24 protein-coding genes are annotated in these 25,850 nt (G+C 71.3%); 12 read left to right on the top strand and 12 right to left on the bottom strand.

Annotated elements, in window-relative coordinates; genetic code table 11:
* Window positions 1-89: 89 nt before the first annotated feature.
* The 3 genes from OG905_RS34850 to OG905_RS34840 all read right to left on the bottom strand — a co-directional run bounded on the left by OG905_RS34850 (window position 90) and on the right by OG905_RS34840 (window position 4,085).
* Complete coding sequence (locus OG905_RS34850; RefSeq protein ID WP_328680650.1) at window positions 90-1,139, bottom strand: lactonase family protein; 1,050 nt, start codon at window positions 1,137-1,139, stop codon at window positions 90-92.
* A gap of 72 nt (window positions 1,140-1,211) precedes the next feature.
* Window positions 1,212-2,351 carry a nitric oxide synthase oxygenase gene (locus OG905_RS34845; protein ID WP_328680647.1) on the bottom strand — a complete coding sequence of 380 codons (1,140 nt, stop codon included), beginning with the start codon at window positions 2,349-2,351 and terminating at the stop codon, window positions 1,212-1,214.
* 231 nt (window positions 2,352-2,582) lie between these two features.
* On the bottom strand, window positions 2,583-4,085 hold the full coding sequence (locus tag OG905_RS34840) for an FUSC family protein (RefSeq protein WP_328682760.1): 1,503 nt from the start codon (window positions 4,083-4,085) through the stop codon (window positions 2,583-2,585).
* Window positions 4,086-4,343: 258 nt separating this feature from the next.
* Here OG905_RS34840 and OG905_RS34835 point away from each other — a divergent pair, with 258 nt between their 5' ends.
* A complete protein-coding gene (locus OG905_RS34835) occupies window positions 4,344-4,826 on the top strand; it encodes an Lrp/AsnC family transcriptional regulator (protein WP_328680645.1) in 483 nt (160 codons plus the stop codon).
* 25 nt (window positions 4,827-4,851) lie between these two features.
* Window positions 4,852-5,541, top strand: a complete 690-nt coding sequence (locus OG905_RS34830) for an HAD family hydrolase (RefSeq protein WP_328680643.1) — start codon at window positions 4,852-4,854, stop codon at window positions 5,539-5,541.
* A 12-nt stretch (window positions 5,542-5,553) separates the two neighbouring features.
* Here OG905_RS34830 and OG905_RS34825 read toward each other — a convergent pair whose 3' ends face one another.
* Window positions 5,554-6,393 carry an SDR family oxidoreductase gene (locus OG905_RS34825; protein WP_328680641.1) on the bottom strand — a complete coding sequence of 280 codons (840 nt, stop codon included), beginning with the start codon at window positions 6,391-6,393 and terminating at the stop codon, window positions 5,554-5,556.
* Between the two features lie 96 nt (window positions 6,394-6,489).
* Between OG905_RS34825 and OG905_RS34820 the strand changes: the two genes are divergently transcribed.
* The gene (locus OG905_RS34820; protein ID WP_324979574.1) at window positions 6,490-6,951 is read left to right on the top strand and encodes a MarR family winged helix-turn-helix transcriptional regulator; all 462 of its coding nucleotides are present in this window, start codon (window positions 6,490-6,492) and stop codon (window positions 6,949-6,951) included.
* A 52-nt stretch (window positions 6,952-7,003) separates the two neighbouring features.
* Here the strand turns inward: OG905_RS34820 and OG905_RS34815 are convergent, their stop codons facing one another.
* Together OG905_RS34815 and OG905_RS34810 are read right to left on the bottom strand one after the other, a co-directional pair.
* On the bottom strand, window positions 7,004-7,426 hold the full coding sequence (locus OG905_RS34815) for a YjbQ family protein (protein WP_328680636.1): 423 nt from the start codon (window positions 7,424-7,426) through the stop codon (window positions 7,004-7,006).
* Between the two features lie 63 nt (window positions 7,427-7,489).
* On the bottom strand, window positions 7,490-8,395 hold the full coding sequence (locus OG905_RS34810; protein ID WP_328680635.1) for a LysR family transcriptional regulator: 906 nt from the start codon (window positions 8,393-8,395) through the stop codon (window positions 7,490-7,492).
* 73 nt (window positions 8,396-8,468) lie between these two features.
* Here OG905_RS34810 and OG905_RS34805 point away from each other — a divergent pair, with 73 nt between their 5' ends.
* The 4 genes from OG905_RS34805 to OG905_RS34790 all read left to right on the top strand — a co-directional run bounded on the left by OG905_RS34805 (window position 8,469) and on the right by OG905_RS34790 (window position 13,683).
* A complete protein-coding gene (locus OG905_RS34805) occupies window positions 8,469-9,623 on the top strand; it encodes an NAD(P)/FAD-dependent oxidoreductase (RefSeq protein ID WP_328680634.1) in 1,155 nt (384 codons plus the stop codon).
* Between the two features lie 32 nt (window positions 9,624-9,655).
* Window positions 9,656-10,996, top strand: a complete 1,341-nt coding sequence (hglS, locus tag OG905_RS34800) for a 2-oxoadipate dioxygenase/decarboxylase (RefSeq protein ID WP_328680632.1) — start codon at window positions 9,656-9,658, stop codon at window positions 10,994-10,996.
* On the top strand, window positions 10,993-12,525 hold the full coding sequence (gene amaB, locus OG905_RS34795; protein ID WP_328680631.1) for an L-piperidine-6-carboxylate dehydrogenase: 1,533 nt from the start codon (window positions 10,993-10,995) through the stop codon (window positions 12,523-12,525). The genes hglS and amaB overlap by 4 nt, the downstream gene beginning before the upstream one ends.
* 75 nt (window positions 12,526-12,600) lie before the next feature.
* Window positions 12,601-13,683, top strand: coding sequence for an NAD(P)-binding domain-containing protein (locus OG905_RS34790; protein WP_328680629.1), 1,083 nt, complete (start codon window positions 12,601-12,603; stop codon window positions 13,681-13,683).
* A gap of 6 nt (window positions 13,684-13,689) precedes the next feature.
* Here OG905_RS34790 and mltG read toward each other — a convergent pair whose 3' ends face one another.
* The 3 genes from mltG to OG905_RS34775 form a co-directional block, all read right to left on the bottom strand.
* A complete protein-coding gene (gene mltG, locus OG905_RS34785) occupies window positions 13,690-14,532 on the bottom strand; it encodes an endolytic transglycosylase MltG (protein ID WP_328680626.1) in 843 nt (280 codons plus the stop codon).
* Between the two features lie 90 nt (window positions 14,533-14,622).
* Entirely contained in the window at window positions 14,623-15,216 is a 594-nt protein-coding gene (locus OG905_RS34780) for a hypothetical protein (protein WP_328680624.1), read from the bottom strand.
* Window positions 15,217-15,255: 39 nt separating this feature from the next.
* Window positions 15,256-17,067 (bottom strand): ABC transporter ATP-binding protein, encoded by a 1,812-nt coding sequence (locus OG905_RS34775; protein ID WP_328680621.1) that lies wholly within the window; start codon window positions 17,065-17,067, stop codon window positions 15,256-15,258.
* A gap of 133 nt (window positions 17,068-17,200) precedes the next feature.
* On the opposite strand from OG905_RS34775, the gene OG905_RS34770 reads away from it, so the two are divergent.
* Window positions 17,201-17,644: a MarR family winged helix-turn-helix transcriptional regulator gene (locus OG905_RS34770; RefSeq protein WP_328680619.1), complete on the top strand. Its 444-nt coding sequence runs from the start codon at window positions 17,201-17,203 to the stop codon at window positions 17,642-17,644.
* Between the two features lie 50 nt (window positions 17,645-17,694).
* Here OG905_RS34770 and OG905_RS34765 read toward each other — a convergent pair whose 3' ends face one another.
* Window positions 17,695-19,287, bottom strand: a complete 1,593-nt coding sequence (locus OG905_RS34765) for a peptide-N4-asparagine amidase (protein ID WP_328680617.1) — start codon at window positions 19,285-19,287, stop codon at window positions 17,695-17,697.
* Window positions 19,288-19,444: 157 nt separating this feature from the next.
* On the opposite strand from OG905_RS34765, the gene OG905_RS34760 reads away from it, so the two are divergent.
* Both OG905_RS34760 and OG905_RS34755 read left to right on the top strand, forming a co-directional pair.
* Window positions 19,445-21,253 carry an ABC transporter ATP-binding protein gene (locus OG905_RS34760; protein WP_328682758.1) on the top strand — a complete coding sequence of 603 codons (1,809 nt, stop codon included), beginning with the start codon at window positions 19,445-19,447 and terminating at the stop codon, window positions 21,251-21,253.
* Entirely contained in the window at window positions 21,250-23,031 is a 1,782-nt protein-coding gene (locus tag OG905_RS34755) for an ABC transporter ATP-binding protein (protein WP_328680615.1), read from the top strand. Before OG905_RS34760 ends, OG905_RS34755 begins: the two co-directional genes overlap by 4 nt.
* A 38-nt stretch (window positions 23,032-23,069) precedes the next feature.
* On the opposite strand, the gene OG905_RS34750 is transcribed toward OG905_RS34755, so the two are convergent.
* Window positions 23,070-23,591: a COG4315 family predicted lipoprotein gene (locus OG905_RS34750; protein WP_328680612.1), complete on the bottom strand. Its 522-nt coding sequence runs from the start codon at window positions 23,589-23,591 to the stop codon at window positions 23,070-23,072.
* 72 nt (window positions 23,592-23,663) lie between these two features.
* Here OG905_RS34750 and OG905_RS34745 point away from each other — a divergent pair, with 72 nt between their 5' ends.
* Together OG905_RS34745 and OG905_RS34740 are read left to right on the top strand one after the other, a co-directional pair.
* Entirely contained in the window at window positions 23,664-24,281 is a 618-nt protein-coding gene (locus OG905_RS34745; protein ID WP_328680611.1) for an RNA polymerase sigma factor, read from the top strand.
* Window positions 24,274-24,924 carry a zf-HC2 domain-containing protein gene (locus OG905_RS34740; protein ID WP_328680609.1) on the top strand — a complete coding sequence of 217 codons (651 nt, stop codon included), beginning with the start codon at window positions 24,274-24,276 and terminating at the stop codon, window positions 24,922-24,924. The genes OG905_RS34745 and OG905_RS34740 overlap by 8 nt, the downstream gene beginning before the upstream one ends.
* A gap of 61 nt (window positions 24,925-24,985) precedes the next feature.
* Here the strand turns inward: OG905_RS34740 and OG905_RS34735 are convergent, their stop codons facing one another.
* The gene (locus tag OG905_RS34735; RefSeq protein ID WP_328680607.1) at window positions 24,986-25,777 is read right to left on the bottom strand and encodes a metal-dependent hydrolase; all 792 of its coding nucleotides are present in this window, start codon (window positions 25,775-25,777) and stop codon (window positions 24,986-24,988) included.
* Between the last annotated feature and the right edge of the window lie 73 nt (window positions 25,778-25,850).

Below are 25,850 nucleotides of genomic sequence, written 5' to 3'. Positions count from 1 at the left end.
GGGCCCGCACCACTCGAACGGTGCGGGCCCTTCGACAGGACGCGGCCGGTGCGGGTGCCCGTACCGGTCAGGCCAGGTGCCTGAATCAGTCAGGCGAAGATCACGCAGGAAGCCGCAGGGGCGGCCAGGGAGCCCGCCCTCTGCGGCACTCCGGTGTCCGGGTCGATGTCGAACCAGGTGACGTCCCCGGAGCGCTCATTGGCGGCGTACAGCCTGCGTCCCGTGGGGTCGAGGGTCAGATCGCGCGGCCAGTGCCCGCCGCACGGCACGGTGGTGACCAGCTCCGCCTTCTCGCGTGTCTCGTCGAGCTTGAGGACGGCGATGCTGTCGTGGCCGCGGTTGGCGGTCCAGAGGTGGCGTCCGTCGTGCGAGACGACCACCTCGGACGGATAGACGTGCCCTGCCACGCCGGGCGGCAGCACGGACTGTTCGCCGAGTGGTTCCAGCACGCCGGCATCCGCGTCCCAGCGGCAGACGGTGAGGGTCGGCTCCAGTTCGTTCAGGACATAGGCGTGGCTGCCCGCCGGGTGGAAGGCGAGGTGGCGCGGCCCCGTCCCCGGACGCAGCGCGGTCTCGCCGTGGAGCGTCAGCTCGCCCGCCCCTGGGTCGAGTGCGCAGATCCGTACGCTGTCGGTGCCGAGGTCGACCGCGAGCACCCATCGCCCGCTCGGGTCGGGCAGCACCTGGTGGGCGTGCGGGCTGCGTTGGCGCTCCGGGTCGGGGCCCGTGCCCTCGTGCTGCAGGACGCCGGTGGCCGCGCCCGGCTCCCCGGCCGTCCCGAGCGGGAGCACGCTGACGCTGCCTGAGCTGTAGTTGGCGGTCACCAAGTGGCCTGCGGCGAGCGCGAGATGTGTCGGCCCCTCGCCGCACACCGGGACCCTGGAGCCGACGGGCCTCGGCGAGGGCCCGTTGACGTCGAAGGCGGCGACCGCGCCCTCCTGCGTCTCGGAGACGGCGTAGAGGACCGGACCGCGGAGCCCGATCGCCAGGGCGAGATACGACGGGTCCGCGAGGGCGTCACTCACTCCCGTTTCCGTCAGAGTGCCGGTCTCCCCGTCGACGGTGGCCGCGATTATCCCGCGGCCACCGGCCGAGGTGAACGACCCGATGAATGCCCGCCCCGCGCCTGCCTCGCCCACAGCGTGTCCCCTTTCCGCCCTCTGATCGCTTGCTGCGGGGCCGACAGTAGCAGTCGGTCTAGACCAATCCCTCTACCCACTTCCTTCGCCGCGGGCTCGCGCCTGCGCCTCCGCGTGATGCACGTAGGCGGGACGCCACTGCGTCGGGTCGTAGGTCCGGTGGAACACGGGCGTCGCGGAGCCCGACATCGGCGGCACGATCCACGACCAGTCGGCGCCCACGCCGCGGCCGCGGCTCTGCTCGCGGTCCAGATGGGTCAGGAAGCGGCGCGATTCCGTGTGGTGGTCGGTGACGGTGACTCCCGCGCGGTCGAAGGAGTGCAGCACCGCGCGGTTCAGCTCGACCAGTGCCCGGTCCTTCCACAGGGAACGGTCGTTGGCGGTGTCGAAGCCCAGCCGTTCGGCGATACGCGGCAGTTGGTCGTAGCGGTCGGTGTCGGCGAGATTGCGCGCGCCGATCTCGGTGCCCATGTACCAGCCGTTGAAGGGCGCCGCCGGGTAGCAGATCCCGCCGATCTCCAGGCACATGTTCGCGATCGCGGGCACTGCGTGCCAGCGCAGCCCCAGGTCCGCGTACCAGCTCTCCTCCGGGTGGTGCAGTTCCACTTCGAGCACGGCGTCGCGCGGCAGCTCGAAGAAGCGCGGCTTGCCGTCGCCGTCCTCGATGACCAGGGGCAGCAGGTCGAAGGGTGTGCCGGGCCCGCCCGCCCAGCCGAGCCGGAGTGCGAAGTCGGTGAGCCCGGCATTGCGCGGATCGCCGACGGCGGGCCCCTGTGCGGGGCCGTAGCCCGCGTACCGCACGAGCTGCTCGTTCCAGATCCTCGGTCCGGGCCTGCCGGGCGCGTCCGGGGCGAAGACGGTTATCAGGGGGCGGATGCGGCCGCCGTTGGTGGCCTCCCGCAGATGCTCCGCGGACTCACGTGCCACGGAGTCGGCGTCGTCGATGTGCCGGCGGTCGCGTATGCGCAGCGAGTGCCAGTACAGGCGGCCGATGCAGCGGTTGCTGTTGCGCCAGGCCACACGCGCGCCGTAGACGAGTTCGGCCCGGGTGTGGCGGTAGGTGCCCCTCTCGTCGATCTCCGCCCGTACGGCGGCGATCCGGGCCTCCGGGTCCCCCGCGGCCTCCTCCCGGTGGAAGAGCCGGATGAAGTCCTCGGCCTCCTTGCGCAGTTCGGTGTCCGTGGCGGACGCGGGCGGCTCGGTGTGGCTCACCGGGCAGTGCGCCGCGGCAGACGGAGCGGACTCCGGTCTTTCCCTGTGTGCTCCGTCACGTGCTCCGTTCCGGCGCAGATATCTGAGTAGAGACTTCCGCATGGTGCGCACCCCCTGGGTCCCACAGGACGTACGTGGATGCCGCTCTGGTTACCCCCCGAACACACTGATCTACCCTGTGTGTGCCGGTGGAATGTGCCCCACTCAAGGGCTGTGTGGCGGTTGCCCAGGTCAGGCAGGCACGAGAGGGGCACGCGGAGAGGTACGCAGGGGCGCGTCGAGTTCGCCGAGCGCCTGCTCGAGTGCCTCAAGGTGCGTGAGCGCGGCCTCGGCCCCGGGGTGGTGCTGCGGCGCCGGTACGGAGTGGATGTGGACCTTGGTCTGCCGGGTGGCGGGCGGCACCAGGTCGTGCACGGCGGCCTCGACGCGGCTGCACGCGGCGGCGAGCCGTGCGTCGTGGGACGCGTCGGGGTCGGCTGCCACGGCGGTGAGTCCGCGCACCTCGCGCGCGCAGTCGTCGAGCAGCACGATCACCTGGCGGGCGCGCGCCTTGCGGGCCCGCAGCGGGCTGAGCGGGTGGACGAGCGGCGCGAGGGAGAGCCGTACGCGGCCCAGCAGCAGCTCCAGTTCCGCGGCGAGCGGCGCGGGGTCGGCCTGCTCGTCCCCCGCCAGCCGGCGCGCAGCCTCGGTGGTGCAGCCGTGGACGCACCTCAGCGCCCGCCGGATCCAGGCGTCGGTCGCTGCGTGCGTGGTCACGGGCAGGATCAGCGCGACACCGAGTGCCGCGCCGAGGGCGCCGACCGCCGTCTCCTGGAGGCGGAGCAGCAGCAGGCCCGGATGCAGAACGCCGAGGAGTCCGTACAGCAGACCGGCCATGACGGTGACGAAGAACATCATCCAGCTGTACGAGGGCGCGGCCGTGTAGAAGATCCCGAAGACGCACACCGCGACCAGGGCGGCGGTGGGCGCGGGCGCGCCCGCGATCGGGATGGCGATCAGCAGACCGGCGGCGATGCCGGTGACGGTCCCGACCACGCGGCGGAAGCCCCGTACGAGGGTCTCGCCGCGCGAGGCGGTGTTGACGAAGATCCACCAGGCGGTGCCGACGGCCCAGTACCAACGGTCCGGCGAGATCAGCTGCCCGGCGGCCAGCGCGACGGCGCAGGCGAAGGTCGCCTGGAAGGCCTGGCGGGTGGTGGGGCGGGCGAGTCGGCGGCCGGGGAGCGGTGCGGGCGCGGCGGGCGGAGGCGTACGCCGCTCGATGCACCACAGCCCGAAGCGGACGGCCGACGAGGCGGTGACGGCCAGCGCGACCGCTCCGTACAGCTCCGGCAGCTGGGCCGGGAGCGCGTGCAGGAACTGGGTGACGAAGAACATCATGAAGGCGAAGATCCCCAGCGCGTGTCCGCGCGGGCCCCAACGCCTGGCGTAGACGCCGCAGAAGACCACCGCGAGCCAGGCGGCGGCGCGCAGCAGCGGCTGACCGTGCAGGGTCGTCGCGAGCGCGAGCACGGTGAAACCGGCGGCGGGCAACAGGGCGGTCGTGACCGCCTGGCCGCGCACGCTGGTGTCGGCGACGGTGAACAGCGCGAGCATCGCTGCCAGACCGCCGGTGATGGAGGCGACGAGGGAGAGACCGGCGAGCTCGGCGGCGGCGACGGCGAGGCCCACGCCGAGCACGGCGCGTGTCGAGACACGCAGCCGTACGCGCCCCGGATCGGGGGCGACGAACATCCTCTTCACACCGGTCAGGCTCTTCACCGCGGCCGTCCCGCCCCCCTTGCTGTTCGACTCCTGTGCGGACACGCTCCGCGGACATGGCAAAGGCGCCGCGGGTCCGGTCCGGCTCCGTCGCCGTTCCGGCGCTGCGCAGCGCCATCTCTCCCAAGAGGAAAGCATCACGAAGGACACCGGCTCAACTCGATCGCCATAGGCTGGGCCATTGGTACAGTTCCCTTCGGTAAATCCGTACCAGAGGGAGACCAACGGACCATGGCGGTGGACGCTCTCGACACCCGGATCCTGCGGCTGCTGATGGAGCAGCCGCGCACCAGCGTGCGTGAGTACGCCCGGATTCTGGGCATCGCTCGCGGCACCGTCCAGGCCCGGATCGACCGGATGGAGCGGGAGGGCGTGATCACCGGCACCGGCCCGTACCTCTCCCCCGCCGCGCTCGGGCACCCGGTGCTCGCGTTCGTCCATATCGAGGTCACCCAGGGGCATCTGGACGACGTCGGCGACGCGCTCGCCGCCGTACCCGAGATCATCGAGGCCTTCTCGATCACCGGCGGCGGGGATCTGCTCACCAGGGTCGCCGCGCGGGACAACGGTCATCTCGAAGACGTCATCCAGCGGCTCATCCAGCTGCCTGGCGTGGTGCGCACGCGCACCGAGATGGCGCTGCGCGAGCGAGTGCCGCACCGGCTGCTGCCGCTGGTCGAGTCGGTGGGCCGGGCGGCCGGCGCGGCACGGTGAGCCACGCCTTGGCATGCTGGAGCGCATGGGCATCGTGCGCACTGCTTCGGTCATCTTCGATCTCGACGGAACACTCGTGGACAGCGAGCCGAACTACTACGAGGCGGGGCGCAGGCTCCTGGCCCAGCACGGCGTGAGGGACTTCAGCTGGGAGCACCACACGCGGTTCATCGGTATCGGGACGCGGGAGACCCTGGAGATCCTGCGCGGGGAGTACGGGATCGAGGCTCCGGTCGACGAACTGCTCGCCGGGAAGAACCGGAACTATCTGGAGCTGGCCCGGGCCTCGACGGACGTGTTCCCCGAAATGCGGAAGTTCGTGGAGCTGCTGCACACGGAGGAAGTGCCGATGGCGGTCGCCTCGGGCTCCTCACGCGCAGCCATCGAGGCGGTCCTGGCGGGCACCGGTCTTGACGCGTTCATCACCACGGCCGTCTCCGCCGAGGAGGTCGCGCGGGGCAAGCCGGAGCCCGACGTGTTTGTGGAGGCCGCACGCCGCCTGGGTGCCGCTCCCGCCGACTGTGTGGTCCTGGAGGACGCGGCTCCGGGCGCGGCAGCGGCGCATGCGGCGGACATGCGCTGCATCGCCGTTCCCTACGTCCCCGAGACGGCCGACGACCCGGCCTTCGGGGCGGCGGGGCTGCTTTTCGCGGGCGGGCAGGGCGAGTTCACGGCGCGGGCGGCGTACGACTGGCTGCGGTCGGCGCAGGCCTGACGCCGCGCGGAGTCAGCCGACCCAGCCGCCGGTGAGGCCCTGCACGGCCGAGCCGTCCAGGTCGGCGAGCTTCGTGCCGGTGAACGCGCGGGCCCAGTCGGACGTCTGGACACGGAACGCGGGCCGGTCCGCCACAAGCGTCTCCAGGACGTTTTCCGCGACCTCGGCCGGGGTCTGCGCGCCGCTGAGGAACTGCGAGACGGTGCGGTCCACGTAAGCCCGCAGAGCGTCGGTGTACGGACCCGCCGCGGCGACGGCGGCCTCCGGGTCGACACCGAGGTTGTTGACGAACTCGGTGGCCACGGCTCCCGGTTCGACGACGGAGACGGTCACACCCAGCTTGGCTGCCACCGGCGCGAGGCTCTCCATGTAGCCCTCGACGGCGAACTTCGCGGCGCAGTACGCCTCGTTGAAGGGCTGCCCGACGACCCCGCCCACACTGGTGACGGTGATCAGCCGGCCGCCGGACGCGCGCAGGTGGGGCAGGGCGGCCTTGGAGACGTGAAGCACGCCGAAGAAGTTGACCTCCATGACCCGGCGCACGTCGGCCACGGTCTCGTTCTCGAGCGTGCCGAGGTGTCCGGCACCCGCGTTGTTGATCACGGCGTCGAGGCGGCCGTGGTCGCCGATCACGCCGTCGATCGCGGCGGCGACGGAAGCCTCGTCGGTGACGTCCAGCTGCCGGATGTCGAGCTCGACCCCCGCGTCCGCGGCCGCCTTGCGCAGCTCTTCGGCGCGGCCCGTGTCGCGCAGGGTCGCCACGGTCCGCCAGCCGGCCTTGGCGGTGGCGACGGCCGTGGCCAGGCCGATGCCGGAGGAGGTGCCGGTGATCAGAACAACCTTGGAAGGCATGGTGCGCCCTTTCGACGGTGACACCGAGAATTTCAGTGCGTGTACACACACTATAACCATTCTGTGTGTGCACACGCAATAGGTAGGATCGGGCTCATGGCACAAAGGAAGCTCACCCAGACGGAGATGCCGGTTGCCGACCACGCCTTCTATGGCCTCGTCTGGGCCGGAACCGTCCTCACCGAACGTGTGGACCGCGCCCTGACCAAGGCTCACGATCTGCCTGTCTCCTGGTTCGAGGTCATGCTCTGGCTCGCCTCCAGCCCGGATCCGGTTCCGGCCTCCGTACTGGGCAACAGCACCATGCTCAGCCGCAGCCAGGTGTCCCGCGTGGTCGACGCCCTGCAGAGCCGCGGGCTCGTCACCCGCACCCCGTCCCCGCGGGACGCGCGCTCCGTCGAGGTGGCGCTCACCCCGGAGGGCCGGCGGCTCTTCGAGGAGGCCGACGCGACGCGACGCGCCTGCCTTGCGCCGGTCTTCACCGACCTCCTCGACGCGGAGGATCTCGAAGCGCTCAGCACGGTGTGGCAGAAGCTCAAGGCCAACAAGGACGCCTGAGCGGGACGGTCGGACGGGTCGGCGGATCAGCCCCGGGAGGCCGATCAGCGGATCAGCCGAGGAACGAGAGCCGGACCTGACGGTCCGGGTTGTCCTTGTTGGTGTCGACCAGGCACACGGACTGCCAGGTGCCGAGCTCCAGACGGCCGCCGATGACGGGCAGGGTGGCGTGCGGCGGGACGAAGGCGGGCACGACGTGGTCCCTGCCGTGGCCCGGGCTGCCGTGGCGGTGCTGCCAGCGGTCGTCGGCGGGCAGCATGGTGTGCAGCGCGGCGAGCAGATCGGCGTCGCTGCCCGCGCCCGTCTCGATGAGGGCGATACCGGCGGTCGCATGCGGGACGAAGACGTTGAGCAGGCCGTCCCTGCCGCCCGCCGCCTCCATGAGGAACTCCTTGCAGGCGCGGGTCAGGTCGGTCACCGTCTCGGTCGGGCCGTTGGAGATGGTCAGGGTCTTGGTGGTGAAGGGTCCGGGCATGGGTCCATCTTCCCGTTCGCACCGCGCGATCGCGCGCGCACGCTCGCACCGCACGGAGTCCTCTCAGGCCCCGGCCGTCGCCCCCTGCCGCAGCGCCTCGATGAGCTTCTCCACCGACGGCCGCCCCCGCGCGGCAGCCCGCACCACCACCACGACATGGCGCTCCACCGGATCGTCCAGCGAAACCGGCACGATCCCCTCGGAGCGCAGCCGCAGCATGAGGCCGGTCAGCGGCGCCACGCCCAGCCCCGCCCCGACCATGGCCAGCGAGGTGGCGGTGTCGGTGACCTCGTGGACGACGCGCGGTTCGAATCCGGCCCGGCGGCAGGCCGTACGGATGGCCCTGCCGTAGTACGTGCGGGCCGCGGGCAGAATCGAGTCCCGGTCGGCCAGCTCGGTCAGCCGCCACGACGCCCCCGCGGGCGGCGCCCCGGCTGCCGGTACCGCCAGCGAGAAGCGCTCGGAGTGCAGCCGCACCAGCTCGGAGGCCTCGTCCCGGGCCAGCGGGGCATCCGGATAGTCCAGGCCGAGCGCCAGGTCGACCCGGCCCGCGGAGACCTCCGCGTGGGCCTGGTCGACATCCACCTCCTGGCTGACCACGCGCACGCCGGGGTGGTGCTCGGCGAGCCAGCGCAGCGCGGGCGGCAGAAACGCCGCGGCCGCCGTACCGAACACCCCGAGCCGCAGCCTCGCCGCGATCTCCGTACGGGTGCGCTCGATGGCGGCCGCCGCCTCGGCCTGGGCCCGCAGGATGCGCCCGGCGTGGACGACCAGCGTGTGCCCGGCGTCGGTGAGTTCGACCCGGCGTCCGGCCCGCCTGATCAGCTGCGCGCCCGCGGTCCGCTCCAGCTGGGCGATCTGCTGGGAGATCGCGCCGGGGGTGTAGCCGAGGGCCGCGGCGGCCGCCGTCATGGTGCCGCAGCGGTCGAGTTCGACCAGTGCGCGCAGATGTGCTCCACCCAGTTCCATACAGGGGATCTAAAAGATCGACTGCTGGAACTGTCAATGGACGCGAAGAGTCGGCCCGTCCACCATGGCTTTCATGGGTCACAGTGCTGAGGTCGTCATCGTCGGCGGTGGTGTCGTCGGGGCGAGCATCGCCTTCCATCTGGCCGAGGCCGGGGTCGGGGACGTCCTGGTCCTGGAGCGTGACGAACCGGCGTCGGGCTCCTCGGGCAAGCCGATCGGCGGGATTCGCGCCCAGTTCTCCGATCCGCTCAACATCAGGCTGGGGCAGCGCAGCCTGGAGGCGTGGCGGGCGTTCACCTCGCGCCCGGGGGCCGATGTCGGGGTCGAGAGCGTCGGCTATCTCTTCCTGCTCGGCGACGAAGCCGAGGTGACAGCCTTCCAGCAGGCCGTGGACGTACAGAACGAGCTCGGGGTCCGCAGCGGGATCATCACGCCGCGCGAGGCGCACGAACTGTGCCCGTACGTGGATCCGGGCTCCTTCGTCGCCGCCGCGTACTCCCCCGACGACGGCTTCGCGCTTCCGAGGGCGGCGGTCGACGGGTATCTGCGGGCGGCCCAGCGTCTCGGCGCGAGACTCCGTACGCACTGCGGCGTCACCGGCATCGACACCGACGGCGGCCGGGTGCGGGCGGTGCGCACGACGGCGGGCACGGTCCGTACCTCGGCCGTGATCTGCGCGGCGGGCCCCTGGTCCGCCGCCGTCGGCGCGATGGCCGGGGTGAGGCTGCCCGTCACCCCGCTGCGCCGGCAGATTGCTCTGACCGGGCGACTGTCCCCCGCGCCTCCGCGGATCCCCTTCACCCTCGACTTCGCATCGACGCTCTACTTCCACAACGACCGCGCGGACGGGCTGGTCCTCGGCCTGTCCGACCAGCGCCAGAAGCCGGGATTCGGGCGGGAGTTCAGCCGGGAGTGGCTGGAGCCGTTCCGTGAGGCGGCCGGGCGGCGGGCTCCGGCGCTCGCCGGTCTTCCGGCCAGGAGCGGCTGGGCTGGGCTGTACGAGATGACGCCCGACCGCAATGCCCTGATCGGCCGGTCGGGCGACGTGGACGGCTTCCTGTATGCCACCGGTTTCTCCGGGCACGGGTTTCTGCAGGCGCCCGCGGTCGGCGAGATCGTCCGTGATCTCTATCTGGAGCGGACCCCGTTCATCGATGTGGGCCCGCTGTCCGCGGCCCGCTTCGAGGGGCGGGCCGCCGCAGTCCGCCCCGAGGCCCACATCATCTGACCCGGCACGACCGGTACGGGAAGGAGAACACAATGCTCCCCACCTGGTGGCTGCGGGCCGCGTTCGCCCGTCGGCTCTCCGACATGTACGGGGCGGAAGTCCCCGCGTACACCACGCTTCTTCAGGTGTCGGCGCAGGTCAACGACGAGGTGATCGGCAAGCGCGGTCACGCGGGACGGCTCGGCGGCATCGAGCGGGTCACGGCCGAGCGGCACGGCGCCATCCGTGTGGGTACGCCGCGCGAGATGCGCCAGGTCGCCCAGATCTTCGCCGCCTTCGGCATGCAGCCGGTGGGTTTCTACGATCTGCGCGAGGCGGCGGCCAGCTCCGTGCCGGTCGTCTCCACCGCGTTCCGGCCCATCGATGCCGAGGAGCTGGAGCGCAATCCCTTCCGCGTCTTCACCTCGATGCTCACCACCGCCGACCGGCGGTTCTTCGACGCGGATCTTCAAGCGCGCCTCGAATCGTTTCTGGCCCGGCGTGAGCTCTTCCCGCCCGAACTCCTGGACCTCGCGGCGCGCGCCGAGCGGGACCAGGGACTCGACGAACCGTCCGGCGAGCACTTCCTCACCCTGGCGGTGGCCGCCTTCGAGCTGTCCCGGGAGCCGGTGGACCGCGCCTGGTACGCCGAACTGGAGCGGATCTCCGCCGTCGCCGCCGACATCGGCGGCGTGGCCGGCACCCACATCAATCACCTCACGCCACGGGTTCTCGACATCGACGAGCTCTACCGGCGTATGGGCGAGCGCGGCATCACGATGATCGACCGGATCCAGGGTCCGCCGCGCTGGGACGGGCCGGATGTGCTGCTGCGGCAGACGTCGTTCCGCGCGCTGGCCGAACCGCGCCGTTTCCGCGAGCCGGACGGCAGCGTCACCAAGGGTTCGCTGCGGGTGCGCTTCGGCGAGGTCGAGGCGCGGGGCATCGCGCTGACCCGGGCGGGCCGTGCGCTCTACGACGAGTTGGCCGGTGAGCCGGCCGAGGTCTGGGAGCAGCGGTTTCCGCGTACGGAACGTCAACTGGCCGTCGAGGAGCGAGCGTTCTTCCGCTACGAACTGGGCGGCGACCGGCCCCGCGACGACCGCACCCCGCCGGACGATCTCGCGGGCCTCCTCGACGGGCGATGGGTGAGCGCCCGTCCCATCGTCTACGAGGACTTCCTCCCCAGGTCGGCCGCCGGGATCTTCCAGTCGAACCTCTCCGACGAGGGCACCAGGGACTCAGCGGCCCTGGGCGCCCATTACGACCAGCAGTGGCTCTCCGGCGTACTGGAGCGCCCCGTCCACGACCCCTTCGACCTCTACGCCGCTCAGCAGGACAGCTCACTTCGCCACGCCTGTCAGGCCCTCGGACTCCCCAAGGACACACCGTGACCAGCACCACGCTTCCCGACAACGACTCGCTGCGCGCCCGGGCTCGCGAGAGCCTGCGCGGCTGCGGCGCCCGACTGCCCGTGGACGGCGGCGATGTCATCGCCCGTACGCCGCTGACGGGCACCACTTTGTTCACCCTGCCCGCGACGACACCCGAGCAGGCAGACGCGGCGATCGGCGCGGCTGACGCGGCGTTCCGCGAGTGGCGCACGGTCCCGGCGCCGCAGCGCGGTGCGCTGGTCAAGCGGCTGGGCGAGCTGCTGAGCGAGCACAAGGAGCAGCTGGCCGACCTCGTCACCATCGAGGCGGGCAAGATCCGCTCCGAGGCGCTCGGCGAAGTGCAGGAAATGATCGACATCTGTGAGTTCGCGGTCGGGCTCTCCCGGCAGCTGTACGGGCGGACCATGGCCTCCGAGCGTCCCGGCCACCGCCTCTCGGAAAGCTGGCACCCGCTCGGCGTGGTGGGTGTGATCTCGGCGTTCAACTTCCCGGTGGCGGTCTGGGCGTGGAACACCGCGATCGCTCTGGTCTGCGGTGACACGGTGGTCTGGAAGCCCTCGGAGCTCACCCCGCTGACCGCGGTGGCCTGCGACGCCCTGCTCGCGCGCGCCGCCGCCGACACCGGTGCGCCGACGGGTGTGCACGGGCTGCTGCTGGGCGGCCGCGAGACAGGCGAGCGGCTGGTCGACGACGAGCGGGTGGCCCTGGTGAGCGCGACGGGATCGGTCCGGATGGGGCGGGAGGTCGGCCCGCGGGTGGCCGCGCGCTTCGGCCGCTGTTTGCTCGAACTGGGCGGCAACAACGCGGCGATCGTCACGCCCTCCGCCGATCTCGACCTCTCGGTGCGCGGGATCGTGTTCTCCGCGGCGGGCACGGCGGGCCAGCGCTGCACCACCCTGCGCCGGCTGATCGTCCACGAGGACATCGCGGACCGGCTGGTGGAGAAGATCGTCCACGCGTACGGCCAACTCCCGGTGGGCGACCCGTTCCAGGAGGCCACCCTGGTGGGCCCGCTGATCTCCGCCACGGCTCACCGGGCGATGACCGAGGCGCTGGCGGCGGCCGAGGCCGGCGGCGGGAAGATCCTCACCGGCGGCGACCGGCAGCTGGGCGAGCAGGCGCCGGATGCGGCATACGTCCGGCCCGCGGTGGTGCGGATGCCCGCGCAGACGGACGTCGTACGCCGGGAGACCTTCGCGCCGATCCTCTATGTGCTCACCTACCGGACCCTTCAGGAGGCCGTCGCGCTGCAGAACGAAGTCCCGCAGGGCCTGTCCTCCAGCATCTTCACGCAGGACCAGCGGGAGGCGGAGCGCTTCCTCGCGGCGGACGGCTCCGACTGCGGTATCGCCAATGTCAACATCGGCACCTCGGGCGCCGAGATCGGCGGGGCGTTCGGCGGCGAGAAGGAGACCGGCGGCGGGCGCGAGTCGGGTTCGGACGCGTGGCGGGCGTACATGAGACGGGCGACGAACACGGTGAACTACTCCGACAGCCTGCCGCTCGCCCAGGGAGTGAACTTCCTGTAGGCCCCGTGCGGGATCGGGAGGAAGGATCGGGAGAGGTTCGGGAAGATCCACGCACCTCACGCGGTTGGTAGAAACGTGAACAACTTCGGGGTACGTGACGTGGACGTGGTCGTCATAGGCGCCGGACAGGCAGGACTGTCCGGCGCCTACCATCTGCGGCGCGCCGGACTGGTGCCGGACCGCGAATTCGTGGTGCTCGACCATGCCACGCGAGCCGGGGGTGCCTGGCAGTTCCGCTGGCCGTCGCTCACGTACGGCAAGGTGCACGGCATGCACGCGCTGCCGGGCATGGAACTGACCGGTGCGGATGACGGGCGCCCCTCCTCCGAGGTGATCGGCGCGTACTTCACCGCGTACGAGAAACGCTTCGATCTGCGCGTACACCGGCCCGTCGATGTCACTGCCGTGCGCGAGGGCGAGGGCGGGCGGCTGCTCGTCGAGACCTCGGAGGGGACCTGGGCGGCGCGGGCGCTGATCAATGCGACGGGCACCTGGGACCGTCCCTTCTGGCCACGCTACCGGGGTCAGGAGACCTTCCGTGGGCGGCAGTTGCACACGGTGAACTATCCGGGACCCGAGGAGTTCGCCGGACAGCGCGTGATCGTGGTGGGAGGCGGGGCTTCGGGCACCCAGCATCTGATGGAGATCGCGGAGTACGCGGCGGACACCACCTGGGTGACTCGGCGGCCGCCCGTCTTCCGCGAGGGCCCCTTCGACGAGAACACCGGGCGTGCGGCCGTCGCCATGGTCGAGGAGCGCGTACGCCGCGGGCTGCCGCCTCAGAGCGTGGTCTCGGTGACCGGACTGCCGCTCAACGACGCCGTACGGCGGGCCCGCGAGTCGGGCGTTCTGGACCGGCTGCCGATGTTCGACAGGATCACGCCTACGGGCGTGGCCTGGGACGACGGGCGGACGGTGGAGGCGGATGTGATCCTCTGGGCGACCGGATTCCGCGCGGCGATCGACCATCTCGCGCCGCTGAAACTGCGCGAGCCCGGTGGCGGCATCCAGCTGGACGGCACCCGCGCGGTACGGGACGCCCGCGTCCATCTCGTCGGATACGGGCCTTCGGCCTCGACGATCGGCGCCAACCGGGCGGGCCGGGCAGCGGTCCGCGATGTCAAGCGGCTGCTGGAGCGCGAACCGGCCCTCGTCTGACGCCCGTCAGCCGCTGCTGCTCGCGCTCCTGCGCCTGGCGTTGAACTCCGCGACGTTGCGCCGATGCTCTTCGTAACGGGCCGTGAAGCGCGTGTCCCCCGGCGCCACAGTGACGAAGTAGAGCCAGTTGCCGGGCGGCGGACTGATCGCCGCGCGCATGGCCTGCTCCCCCGGGTTGTCGATGGGGGTCGGCGGCAGCCCGCGGCGCTGGTAACTGTTGTACGGGCTGTCGATGCGGGTGTCGGCGGCCGTGGTGTCCAGCGTGCTGCGGTTCAGCGCGTAGTTCAGGGTCGAGTCCATCTGCAGCGGCATCCCCTGCGCGAGCCTGTTGTAGATGACGCGGGCGACCTTCCCCATGTCCTCCGCTGTGTCGGCCTCGGCCTGAACGATGCTGGCGACGCTCACCGTCTGATAGGCCGTCAGCCCGCTGCGCTCGGCACCGCTGCTGATGCGATCGGCCCCGAATCGCTGATGGGCCGTGTTGACCATGTAACTGAGCAGACTCTGAGGAGTGGACGTGGAGTCGACGGGATACGTGGCCGGGAAGAGGTAGCCCTCGGGATTGCCCCGGGCGTCGGCCGGGAGCTTCAGCCGCGCCGAGCCGACCGCCTTCGCAGTGGTGCCCGGCGGCTCGTCCAGGGCCTTGTCGATCGCCGCGTAGACCTGAGTGGCGCGCCACCCCTCGGGGACCAGCAGCGACTTCTTCTCCTCCTGGGCCCCGTTCAACAGCAGCGGCACCAGGACAGCGACCGCCGCGACGAAAACGGCGGTCACGGTCAGCACCAGTCGGCCCCGCCGGGTCAGCCGGAACCTGCGTCCGGGCGGCCCCGACGACGGTTCGCTCTTCATACAGGCACGCTAACCCGGGGCTCGCACCGATCCCGGCAGCCGGCGCTGGGCGGCACATGGCTGTGCCGCGGCCGACGACTGACCGGTGGCTCAGGGAGCGAAAGACGGCAGCGCCGCGAACTCGGGCACCACCTGGACCGCCCCGGCGAGCGCGTCGAGAGTGCGTCGCACGCGGCTCAGCGGGTGGTCGGGGAACTGCGCGTCCCACTGGGCGTGGTCGGCGGCATGGAAGGGCAGACCACCCTGCACCTCCGGCGCGTAGGGGTGCGGCCGGAAGTACTTGTCGTGGCCGACCTGCGCCATCACCATGGCCTCCCGCATCCCCGTCATGCCCCGCTCGGGTGCCTGGATCTTCACCACGGTGCTGCATGTCGCGCGCGGCACGGTGAAGCTGCCGATGAATGCCTGGCCGCTGGGCTGTCCCGGCAGCGGCAGCTTCAATATCTGCTTCAGCGCGGGAAGCGGTCCGAGCGACTTCACTGATGCCTCGATCAGGCCACCACCTGCCTGGGCGGTCAGGCGGGTGAGCGCGGCGCGCAGCGAGGGGCCGTCGTCGAGCGAGGCCGGCAGGTCCGGCGGCAGCCCGAAGAAGTGCAGCGACAGCACATCGCCTTCGTCGTTGGCCCAGACGTCCTGGTCGACGGGCCGGTATCCGGGGAGTTCCACACCGAGGAGAGCTCTCATGGGCGGTGATCATGCCGTACCCGGGCGGGCGACGGTCCGTCAGGGTGCCACCGGGGCCAACCGGGCGTCCCTGCGGACCAGGTCGGCATATCGGCCTTCCCGGTCGAGCAGCTCCTCATGGCTGCCGCGCTCGGCTATGCGCCCCGCGTCGAGGACCACGATCTGGTCGGCGCCCCTGACCGTGGAGAGCCGGTGGGCGATGGTGATGGTGGTCCGGCCCGCCGAGAGCGCGTCGATCGCCTGCTGCACGGCCTGCTCCGTACGGGTGTCGAGCGCGCTGGTCGCCTCGTCGAGGATGAGGACCGGCGGGTCGCGCAGAATCGTCCTGGCTATGGCGAGGCGCTGCTTCTCGCCGCCGGAGAAGCGGTAGCCGCGCTCGCCGACCAGGGTGTCGTAACCGTCGGGCAGCGATGCGATGTGGTCGTGGATCTGCGCCGCCCGCGCGGCCGCCTCTATCTCTGCCTGGGTCGCGTCCGGCTTGGCGAAGCGCAGGTTCTCGGCGACCGAGGCGTGGAAGAGATACGTCTCCTGGGAGACGACTCCCACGGCCCGGGCGAGGCTGTCGAAGTCGAGCTCCCGGACATCGACACCGTCGATCGTGACCCTGCCACCGGTGACGTCGTACAGCCGCGGGACGAGATAGCTGAGCGTGGACTTGCCGGAGCCGGTCGGGCCGACGACGGCGAGGCTGCCGCCCGCCGGGACGGCCACGTCGATCCTGTCGAGGGTCGGCCGCTTCTGCTTGTCGTCGTACACGAAGTCGACGTCCTCGAACCGGACTTCGCCGCGGATCTTCGCCAGCCGGACCGGCTCCTCGGGCTCGGTGATGTCCACCGGCAGGTCGAGATACTCGAAGATCCGCTGGAACAGGGCGAGCGAGGTCTGCATCTGCACTCCGGTGGAGAGCAGGCTCACGGCGGGGCGGAACAGGCCCTGCTGGAGCGAGACGAAGGCGACGAGCGTGCCGATCGATATCGCGGGCCGGCCCGACTGGAGGGCGAGTCCGGCGGCCCAGTAGATGAGGGCGGGCATGGCGGCCATGACGATGCCGATGGTCGACATCCGCCACCGCCCGGCCATGCTGGAGCGCACTTCGAGGTCGACGAGCCGCTCGGACTCCTCGGCGAAGGACCTGGTGAGCGAGTCGGCCCGGCCCATGGTGCGGCCGAGCAGGATGCCGCTGACGGAGAGCGACTCGGTGACGGTGGCGGCCATGGCGGCCATCTGCTTCTGGCGCTGCGTGGTGATCTTCTTGCGTTCGCGGCCGACGCGGCGGCTGATCCAGACGAACAGCGGCAGCAGGAGCAGCGAGACGACGGTGAGCCGCCAGTCGAGCGCCAGCATCGCGACGACGGTGGCGACCACGGCCGTGAGGTTGGAGACCAGGGAGGTCGCCGTCGAGGTCACGGTCGCCTGCATCCCGCCGATGTCGTTGGCGATGCGTGACTGGACCTCTCCGGTGCGGGTTCTGGTGAAGAACGCGAGCGGCATGCGCTGCAGCTGGGCGTAGACGCCGGTACGCAGATCGTGCATGACACGCTGGCCGACGGTGGTGGAGATCAGGGTCTGGAGCACGCCGAAGACGCTGGTCATCACCGCGGTGAGGATCATGCCGAGGGCGAGCAGGCTGAGCAGCCCGGTGCGGCCCTGCGGAATGGCGGTGTCGAGGATCTCGCGCAGCAGGAAGGGCGAGGCGACCGAGACGAGCGACGCGGCACCGACGAGCAGGCCGACGACGGCGAGGCGGCCGCGGTAGGGGCGGAAGAGCCGGAGGATACGCCGCACTTCGGCGGGCGGTTGCTCCGAATCACGGGGTGGTGGTGTCCAGTTGGACTCGGCGTCGATACGCATGGGCTCCTTCGACCAAGGGCGAGACGGCAGGGACGGTGAAGCAACAGGAAGGTGATGCGCGGCAAAGATTTTGAGAGCATAGCTCATTGTTACCTATATTCACAATGAGCCCGGTCCTGATATTGTTCCCGGCATGAGCACCGACCCCGACGGCCTGCTGGCCGAGCAACTCCTGCGGCTGACCCGACGGCTGCACCGCAGTCAGAAGCGCCAGCTGGAGTCGGCCGACATCGCGATCACGCCCGCCCAGTCCCGCCTCCTGCGCACCCTCGCGCATTACGACGAGCCGCCCCGCATGGCCGATCTCGCGGCCCGCCTGGAGGTGGTCCCGCGCGCCGTGACCAGCCTGGTCGACGGCCTGGAGACGAGTGGCTGCGTCCGCCGCGTACCCGACCCGACCAATCGCCGGGTGATCCGGATCGAGCTCACCGACACCGGCCGCGCCGCGCTCAGAGCGCTGCGCAGCGCGCGCCGGGCGGCCGCGGAGGACATCCTGGCTCCCTTGACCGCCGACCAGCGCGAGGTGCTCGGCGGACTGCTGTCCACCCTGGTCGACGGGCCGGGGCCCCGCTGCTGAAGCCGCCGACCCATCGGCGTCCGAGCCGCTAGGCCCTGTCCGGGCGCAGCTCAGCAGTACCGCCGGTCCTCGGTCAGCATCCCCTGGACCGTCCGCAGACCGCGGTCGTAGCAGCCGCCGGAGCCGTAGAGCCGGTAGCGCTCGGCCGTCGTGCCGACCGCGTGCCGCTGGTCACGCGGCACATTGGCCGTGTACGTCGCATCGCCGGTGTACGCATCGTCGAGGCGCGACCACGCCAAGCGCCGTCCGCTCCGCGCCACGACGGTGTCGGCCTTGTCCCCCAAGGTGAGGACAGTGCGCAGCCGGTCGCCTTCGCCCAGTGTCGTGACACCGTCCATCGTGTACGTCCGATGGCCGCGCGTGACCTGCCCACCGCTGGTGACGCTCTCGTCGTCGCTCCAGGTCCCCTTGAGTGCGTCCAGGTTCTCGCCCTCGGTCCAGCGGTGGACGGAGGTGTTCGCGAGCGTGCGGCTGACGGTGGTGGCGACCCGCCCGTGCGAGGTGTCGAGGTGGCCCCCGACGGTGAGCCGATGGGCGCCCTCGGTGTCGAGCCGGTGCTCCGAACCGGGGGTGTACGTCACGGAGTTGACCGGCGTGGATTCCTCGTGCCGGGTCAGCGCGCCTGTCACCACCGCGCTCCCCTCGTCCTGCCAGACCAGCACATTGGTGGGCGTACTCCAGTCGGCCTGACCCAGCGGGACTCCGACGACGGACACCTCGATCCGGTGCGGCATGCCGTCGTTGAGCCGGGCGGCGAAGGGCGTCAGGTCGTACTGGATGGGCTTGATGTCGAAGGCCCGCGGCCCCGGAATCACGTACCAGAGGAAGGGGTTGGACCAGCCGCCCGTCCAGACCGTCGGGAACGGCGCGGCGATTCCGGCGAGTTGTCCGTCGACCTTGATCTGCACCTCGCGGTACGGCCCGCCCGCGGCCTTGCAGGAGTACGGCGCGGATTCCGGGACGGTCAGATACCAGTACTCCTCGCAGCCGCCGCCCGACCCGGTCGCGTACACCTCGGCGAGGATCCGCTCGGAGTTGCGCGGCGTGGTGAGCGAAGTGCCGTCCAGCGCGAGCACCTTGTCGGGCGTGGCGGCCGCTTTCGCCGTGCCGCCCGCCGCGTAGAAGGTCAGCGTCACCTTGACGTCGAGTACCCCGGTGTACGTCTCGTTGACCACGTTGCCGATGAGCATCTCGACCGGCTGGGCGCTGCGCAGGGTGTCGCTGTAGCGCGTGACGTCCTTCTCGACCGACCAGGCGATGCCGTCCGGCGAGGGCTCCGGGGTGGACGTACGAAGAATCTCGACGCCACCGACGGTGAGATAACCGAGCCGGTCGTACTGCCGTCCCTTGACGCTGCCGTCCAGCCGCAGCACCACTCTGCTCCAGCTCCTGCCGCAGCTCTTCGGGGGCGCGTAACTCCCCTTGTACGGCGTGAAATCGCGGAACTGCGCCTCGGCGAGCGTCACGTGGCAGGACTTCGTGTCCGGGCGGGCGACGGGCGGCGCGGCGGTCACTGGGTCGTGCCAGTCGGTTCCGAACTCGGCAGGGGGCTCGTCGGCCGCGGCGGCGGGGCCGGCGCCGAGCAGCGATCCGGCCGCCAGCGCCAGACCGGCGAGCATGGACATGATCTGTCGTCGTCTCATGCGTCAGGAGTGAAGCGTGCGGCGGGCGCCGGGCGCCAGACCCACGTGTTCGACCTTGGCGCGTTGTGTGTGCTGCGCACGAAAATCGATTGCGGGACGGGGCTCCGAAAGGCGAACCTTGCACGGATTCCGCCACACTTTCGAGCTCTGGGACATCATGCAGATTCGCGATCTTCCCTATCCCGACCCCGGTGTGGCCGATGCCAGGTCCGGGCCGCGTTTCCTGCTCTGGCTCGGGCGGAATCAGCTGGGCGGACAATTCAAGGCGCTGGCCTGGGGTCTGCTGCACTTCTGCGGTGTGGCCGGACTGCCGCTGGGCGTCGGCCGGGCCGTACAGGCGGTCGTGGACCGTTCCGGCAGCGCCTTGGCACTCGCGGGTGCGCTGATCGTCCTGTGCGGCGTCGCGATCACCTTCGGCGACACGATGCTGCACCGCGCCGCCGTCACCAACTGGATCACCGCCGCCGCACGTGTCCAGCAGCTGCTGGCCCGCAAGGCGGCCGAGCTGGGCTCGGCGCTGACCCGCCGGGTCGCGGCCGGCGAGGTGGTCGCGGTGTCCACCGGCGACGTGGAGAAGATCGGCTGGTTCGTCGAGGCGGTCTCGCGCTTCGCCGCCGCCGCCATCACGGTGGTTCTGGTCTGCGTCGGCCTCGTCCTGTACGTACCGGCGCTGGGCATGGTCGTCGCGATCGGCGTCCCCGTGCTGGCGCTGGCCGTGCTGCCGCTGCTTCCGCGCGCCACCCGGCGCGCGGACATCCAGCGCGAGAAGGCGGGCAGGGCCACCGAGCTGGCCTCGGACACCGTCGCGGGATTGCGGGTACTGCGGGGCATCGGCGGCGAGGAGCTGTTCCTCGGCCGCTACCGGCAGGCTTCCCAGGAGGTGCGCAGGGCGGCTGTCCGCAGCGCCCGTATGTGGTCGCTGATCTCCGCTATCCAGGTGCTGCTGCCGGGCCTGCTGCTGATCGCGGTCATCTGGTACGGAGCCGGGCTCGCGCAGGACGGCCGGATCGAGGTCGGTGAACTGGTCACCGCCTTCAGCGCGGTGACGCTGCTCATGTACCCGTTGCGGCACTTCGAGGAGATCGCCATGGCGTACTCCTTCTCGCGGCCCTCCGCGAAACGGGCCGCGCGAGTGCTGTCACTGCGGCGGGCGACCGAGCCGTCCGGCGTGGAGTACGGCCGGCCGAGCGGCGATCTGTACGATCCCGCCACCGGCGTCCTCGCGCCCGCGAGCCGGTTCACCGCAGTCGTCTGCGGCGACCCGGACGCGGCGGGACTGCTCGCCGAACGGCTCGGCGGGCATCCGGCCGCCGACGTTGCAGGCGCGCCGTCCGTGCTGCTCGGCGGGGTGCCGCTGGACGACCTGGCGCTGGACGAGGCCCGTGCCGCCGTCCTCGTCCAGGACAAGGATCCGGTGCTGCTCTCCGGCACACTGCGGGAGCTCCTCGACGTCCCCTCCTCCGGCAACGTGTCCGCCCAGGACGCCCTGCGGGCCGCGCAGTGCGGCGATGTGCTGGACGCGCTCGCCCAGGCGTCCGTCGACACCGAAGGCGACCCGATGCGCACACGGATCACCGAGCGCGGACGTTCGCTGTCCGGCGGGCAGCGCCAGCGGCTCGCGCTGGCACGCTCCCTGGTCACCGACCCCGAGGTGCTGGTCCTCGACGAGCCCACCTCCGCCGTGGACTCGCACACGGAGGCACGGATCGCCGAGGGCATCAGGCGGCTGCGGACCGGCCGCACAACAGTCGTGTTCGCCTCTTCACCGCTGCTGCTGGACCGTGCGGACCGGGTGGTGTTCGTGCACGACGGCAAGGTGGCCGCGGTCGGTGTGCACCGCGAACTGCTGCACACCAGCGCCGGCTACCGGGCGGTGGTCACCCGCGAGACCGAGGAAGAACAGCACGCCGGGATCACCGTCATCGGCGAACTGGAAGCGATGGAAGAGATCGAGGAGTCGGCATGATCGGCGTGGCGCCACCGGCGTACGACCCGGCGGCCCCGGAGACGGCGGCGACCCTGCCCGTCGGCACACCGGCGACCGTGCGGGCGTACGTCCGCGAACTGCTGCGGCGGCACCGCAGAGCCTTTGTGCTGCTGGTCTCGGTCAACGCCGTCGCGGTGATCGCCTCGATGATCGGTCCCTATCTGCTGGGCGGGCTCGTTCAGGACCTGGCGGACGGGGCGCGGGATCTCCATCTGGAGCGCACCGCCGCGCTGTTCGCGCTCGCGCTGGTCGTCCAGACCGTGTTCGTACGGCTGATGCGGCTGCGCGGCGCGATGCTCGGCGAACAGATGCTGGCGGACCTGCGCGAGGACTTCCTCGTGCGGTCGGTCGGGCTGCCGCCGGGGGTCCTGGAGCGGGCCGGCACGGGTGACCTGCTCTCCCGTATCACCACCGACATCGACCGGCTGGCCAACGCCATGCGCGAAGCCGTGCCGCAGCTGGCGATCGGTGTGGTCTGGGCCGCGCTGCTGATCGGCGCGCTCACCCTGACCGCGCCGCCGCTGGCACTCGCGGTGCTCGTGGCCGTTCCTGTGCTGGTGATCGGCTGCCGCTGGTACTTCAGGCGTGCGTCTTCGGCGTACCGCTCGGAGGCCGCCGGGTACGCGGCGGTGGCCGCGATGCTGGCCGAGACCGTCGACGCCGGGCGGACCGTCGAGGCGCACCGCCTCGGCGGACGCCGGGTGGCGCTGTCCGAGCAGCGGATCAGGGAGTGGACCGCCTGGGAGCGCTACACGCTCTACCTGCGGTCGGTGCTCTTCCCCGTCATCAACGTGACGCATGTGACGATCCTCTGCAGCGTGCTGCTGATCGGCGGCGCCTTCGTTCTCCAGGACTGGATCAGCGTCGGGCAGTTGACGACGGGCGCCCTGCTCGCGCAGATGCTGGTCGACCCGGTCAATCTGATCCTGCGCTGGTACGACGAGCTCCAGGTCGCCCAGGTGTCGATCGCGCGGCTCGTCGGCGTACGCGACATCGAGCCGGACGCGGGCGACGCGGGCGTCGTGCCGGACGGCCGCGATGTCCGGGCGGACGAGGTGCACTTCGGCTACCGCGAAGGGGTGGACGTCCTGCACCAGGTGTCCCTGGCGGTCGCTCCGGGCACCCGGCTCGCCCTCGTCGGCCCGTCCGGCGCGGGCAAGTCGACGCTGGGCCGCCTGCTCGCGGGCATCTACGCCCCGCGGGCCGGACAGATCACGCTCGGCGCCGCCGAGCTGTCCCGGATGCCCGCGGAGCGCGTCCGCGAGCATGTCGCCCTGGTCAACCAGGAGCACCACGTCTTCGTGGGCTCGCTGCGCGACAACCTTCTGCTGGCCCGTACCGACGCGTCCGACGCCGAGCTGCTGGCGGCGCTCGGCGCGGTCGACGCGGACTCCTGGTCACAGGGACTGGACGACGGTCTGGACACCGAGGTCGGCTCGGGCGGCTTCGCGCTCACCCCGGCCCAGGCCCAGCAGATCGCGCTGGCCCGCCTGGTGCTCGCGGACCCGCACACGCTGGTCCTGGACGAGGCGACGTCACTGCTCGACCCGCGGGCGGCCCGCCATCTGGAGCGCTCGCTGTCGCGGGTCCTGGACGGCCGCACCGTGGTGGCCATCGCCCACCGCCTGCACACCGCGCACGACGCGGATGTGATCGCGGTGGTGGAGGACGGCCGGATCAGCGAGCTGGGCAGCCATGACGCGCTGGTGGCGGCGGACGGGGCGTATGCGGCGCTGTGGCGCTCCTGGCACGGGTGAGAGGTCGGTGCGGCTGAGGGGTGAGTTCCGGTGAGGGGTCAGTAGCCGTATCCGCTGTCGTTCTTGGCGGCGGGTACGGCTTTGGTGATGGCCTTGCCGTGCGCGTCCATGACGTACCAGACCTTGTCGATGCCCTGGCCCTTCACATCACCGGCCGCCTTGTCGGGCGCGTAGTAGTAGAGCGGGTGACCGGCGTACGTCGCCTGGGTCTTCCCCGCCAGGTCCGTGGTGTTGATCAGCTTCGCGTCGGCGCCGGCACCGGCCTTGGGCTTGCCCTCCATCGGCGGCCACAGCTTCAGGCACTGTGCGTCGCACTTCATCGAGTTCATGTTCTTGCCGTCCGCGGTGAACAGATAGAGGGTGCGCCCCTTGCCGTCTACGAGGATCTTGCCGAGCGAGGAGTCGGCGATCTTCACGGTGGACGGGTCCTTGACGGCGGAGGCGGCCTGGGTGCTCGATCCGCTGGTGCCGGTGGCGCCCGCGCTCCCGTCCCCGCATGCCGCGAGTCCGAGAGAAGCGGCGAAGACGAGCGCGACTGTCGCGACGGTGCTCCTGCTCATCCTGCTCATGGTGTGCCATCCCTTCCTTGACCCCGGTTGTACGCAGGGACGGCGGCAACGGATTGCGCGGCGATGCAATCCCTTCGCTGCGCCGTGACGTATCTATGCGATGTGGAGCTGTTCTCGCGCGCGGACCGGACCGACGACGCCTCACTCCTCGCCGGGCTCGGCATAGGCGACGAGGCGGCATCGACCGCGTTCGTCCGCCGCTTCCAGGGGGCTGTGTACGGTCTCGCGCTGTCCGTCACCCGCGAACCCGGCCTGGCCGAGGACATCAGCCAGGAGGTGTTCGTACGGGCCTGGCGCGCCGCAGGCAGCTATGACGCGCGCCGTGCGTCGGTGCTCACCTGGCTGCTGACCATCACCCGCAACGCCGCCATCGACGCGGTGCGGACCAGGCGGCCGACTCCCGTACTGGCCGAAACACTGGAGCGGTTGATCGGTGCGACCCTGCAAACGGAGGGACCGGAGCAGCGCGCGCTCCTCGCCGTCGAAAGCAGACGCGCCGTGGCACGCCTCCGTACGCTGCCCGCCGAGCAGGCGCGGGCCGTCGTGCTCGCCGTCATCGGCGGGTGCACCGCCGCCGAGGTCGGGCGGCACGAGAACATTCCGCTCGGCACCGCCAAGACCCGTATCCGCACGGGTCTGCGCAGGCTGCGCGACTCGCTGGAGGAGGAGAGCCGTGACTGAGAGCCACCCGGTCGAGGAGCAGCTGGTCGCCCTCGCGCTCGGCGATCTTCAGGACGAGCAGGCGGCGATGCTGGAGCATCTGCGCGGCTGCCAGGCGTGCCGGACGGCGTACGACGAGATCTCGGGTGCCGTGGACGCGGTGCTGCCCGCCGCGCCGGCCGTCGCTCCTCCGGCGGGCTTCGACGCCAAGGTCCTCGAACGCCTAGACGTGAAGCGCCCCGCGAGCCCCGCACCGCGCCGGTCGCGCCGGATCCCTGTGCTGGTCGCCGCGGCAGCGGCGGCCGTCGGGATCGGCATCGGCTCGGCCGTGACCGCGACGGTCGTCGACCAGGCCCCTGCGAGCGTCGCGCTCAGCGAGAACGGCGCACGGCTCGTCAGCGGCACCGGGTCCACGGTCGGCTCGGTCGAGCCGAGCCGGGCTGGGGACGAGCGGGTCGTCGCCATGCAGATCACCGACGCGCCACCCGGCAAGCACTACACCTGCCGACTGGTACTGAAGGACGGCACGGTCCGTGACGCAGGCGCCTGGTGGGTGCCCGCATCCGGACGCGCGACGTGGATCGCGTACGGCACGGCGAGCACCATCGACCGCGTGGAGCTGGTCGCCGACGACGGCGCCGTCTGGTCGACGGCCGACCTGTGACGGCTGCCCCAGGGGCGCCGGCCCCGCCTGTCCTCGATCGCGGGACGGACTGGGACAGGCCCTAGATGTAGCCCAGCGCCGCCGCGCCGCCCACTCCGCCGAGCAGCATGAACACCGGCATCAGCACCTTCAGCTCGATCCAGCTCCCGGCCCGGAACCGCATCGCCTTCGGCGGGCCGATCGGGTACCAGCGCTTGCGGCCCACCGGGATCGGCCACAGGATCGGGCAGCCCGAGACCGTCAGCGCGTCGCCGATGTCGTGCACGAGCGCGCCCAGCACGATCGGCAGGCCCAGCCACAGGTACTCCTGGCCAGGGGCCGTGAACAGCCAGTCCGCGCCATTGCCCGGCTTGTCGAGCACTCCCGCCAGGATCCATGCGCTCGTGGCGCCCAGCAGCCAGACCAGTATGTCGCTGGAGACCCGCGCCGCCCGCCACAGCAGGCCCTCCACCGCGAGCACCAGATGGATGAAGAGGATCGCGAGGACCGCCCACCGGCCTCCGAGGATGGCCAGCGCCGAGGTGCCCGCGCCGATCATGACTGCCCAGAGCCAGGTGTGGGTGAGCGTGCGATGGCCGCCGGTCCTGCGCTTGTCGCCCTGCTTCTTTGTCGCTTTGTAGACCGCGTACGACAGCTTGTCGACGACCTCGCACAGTCCGCGCGAGATGGGCCCGAAGGCCCGCGAGATCGTCGCCGCCTGGTGGTCGAGGTCCGGCGCCAGCGCCGCGCCGGCGCAGATCAGCGCTCCGACGACGAGGACCGGCCACGGCATCGGATGGCCGGCGGCGGCTGTCGCCGCGCCCACCCCCAGCCAGGCAGCCGCCCCGGACAGTGAGTGCGCCGGTCCCATCATGTGCGTTTCCCGCCCCATTGTTCTTGTGGTGAAGCCCAGTTGACAGGGCAGCGTATCGCCCGCGATCTTGCCG

The sequence above is a fragment of the Streptomyces sp. NBC_00322 genome, assembly GCF_036147535.1.
Taxonomy (GTDB): Bacteria; Actinomycetota; Actinomycetes; order Streptomycetales; family Streptomycetaceae; genus Streptomyces.
Note: the sequence above shows the minus strand (reverse complement) of the source record. Positions and strands in the feature narration are given on the sequence as shown.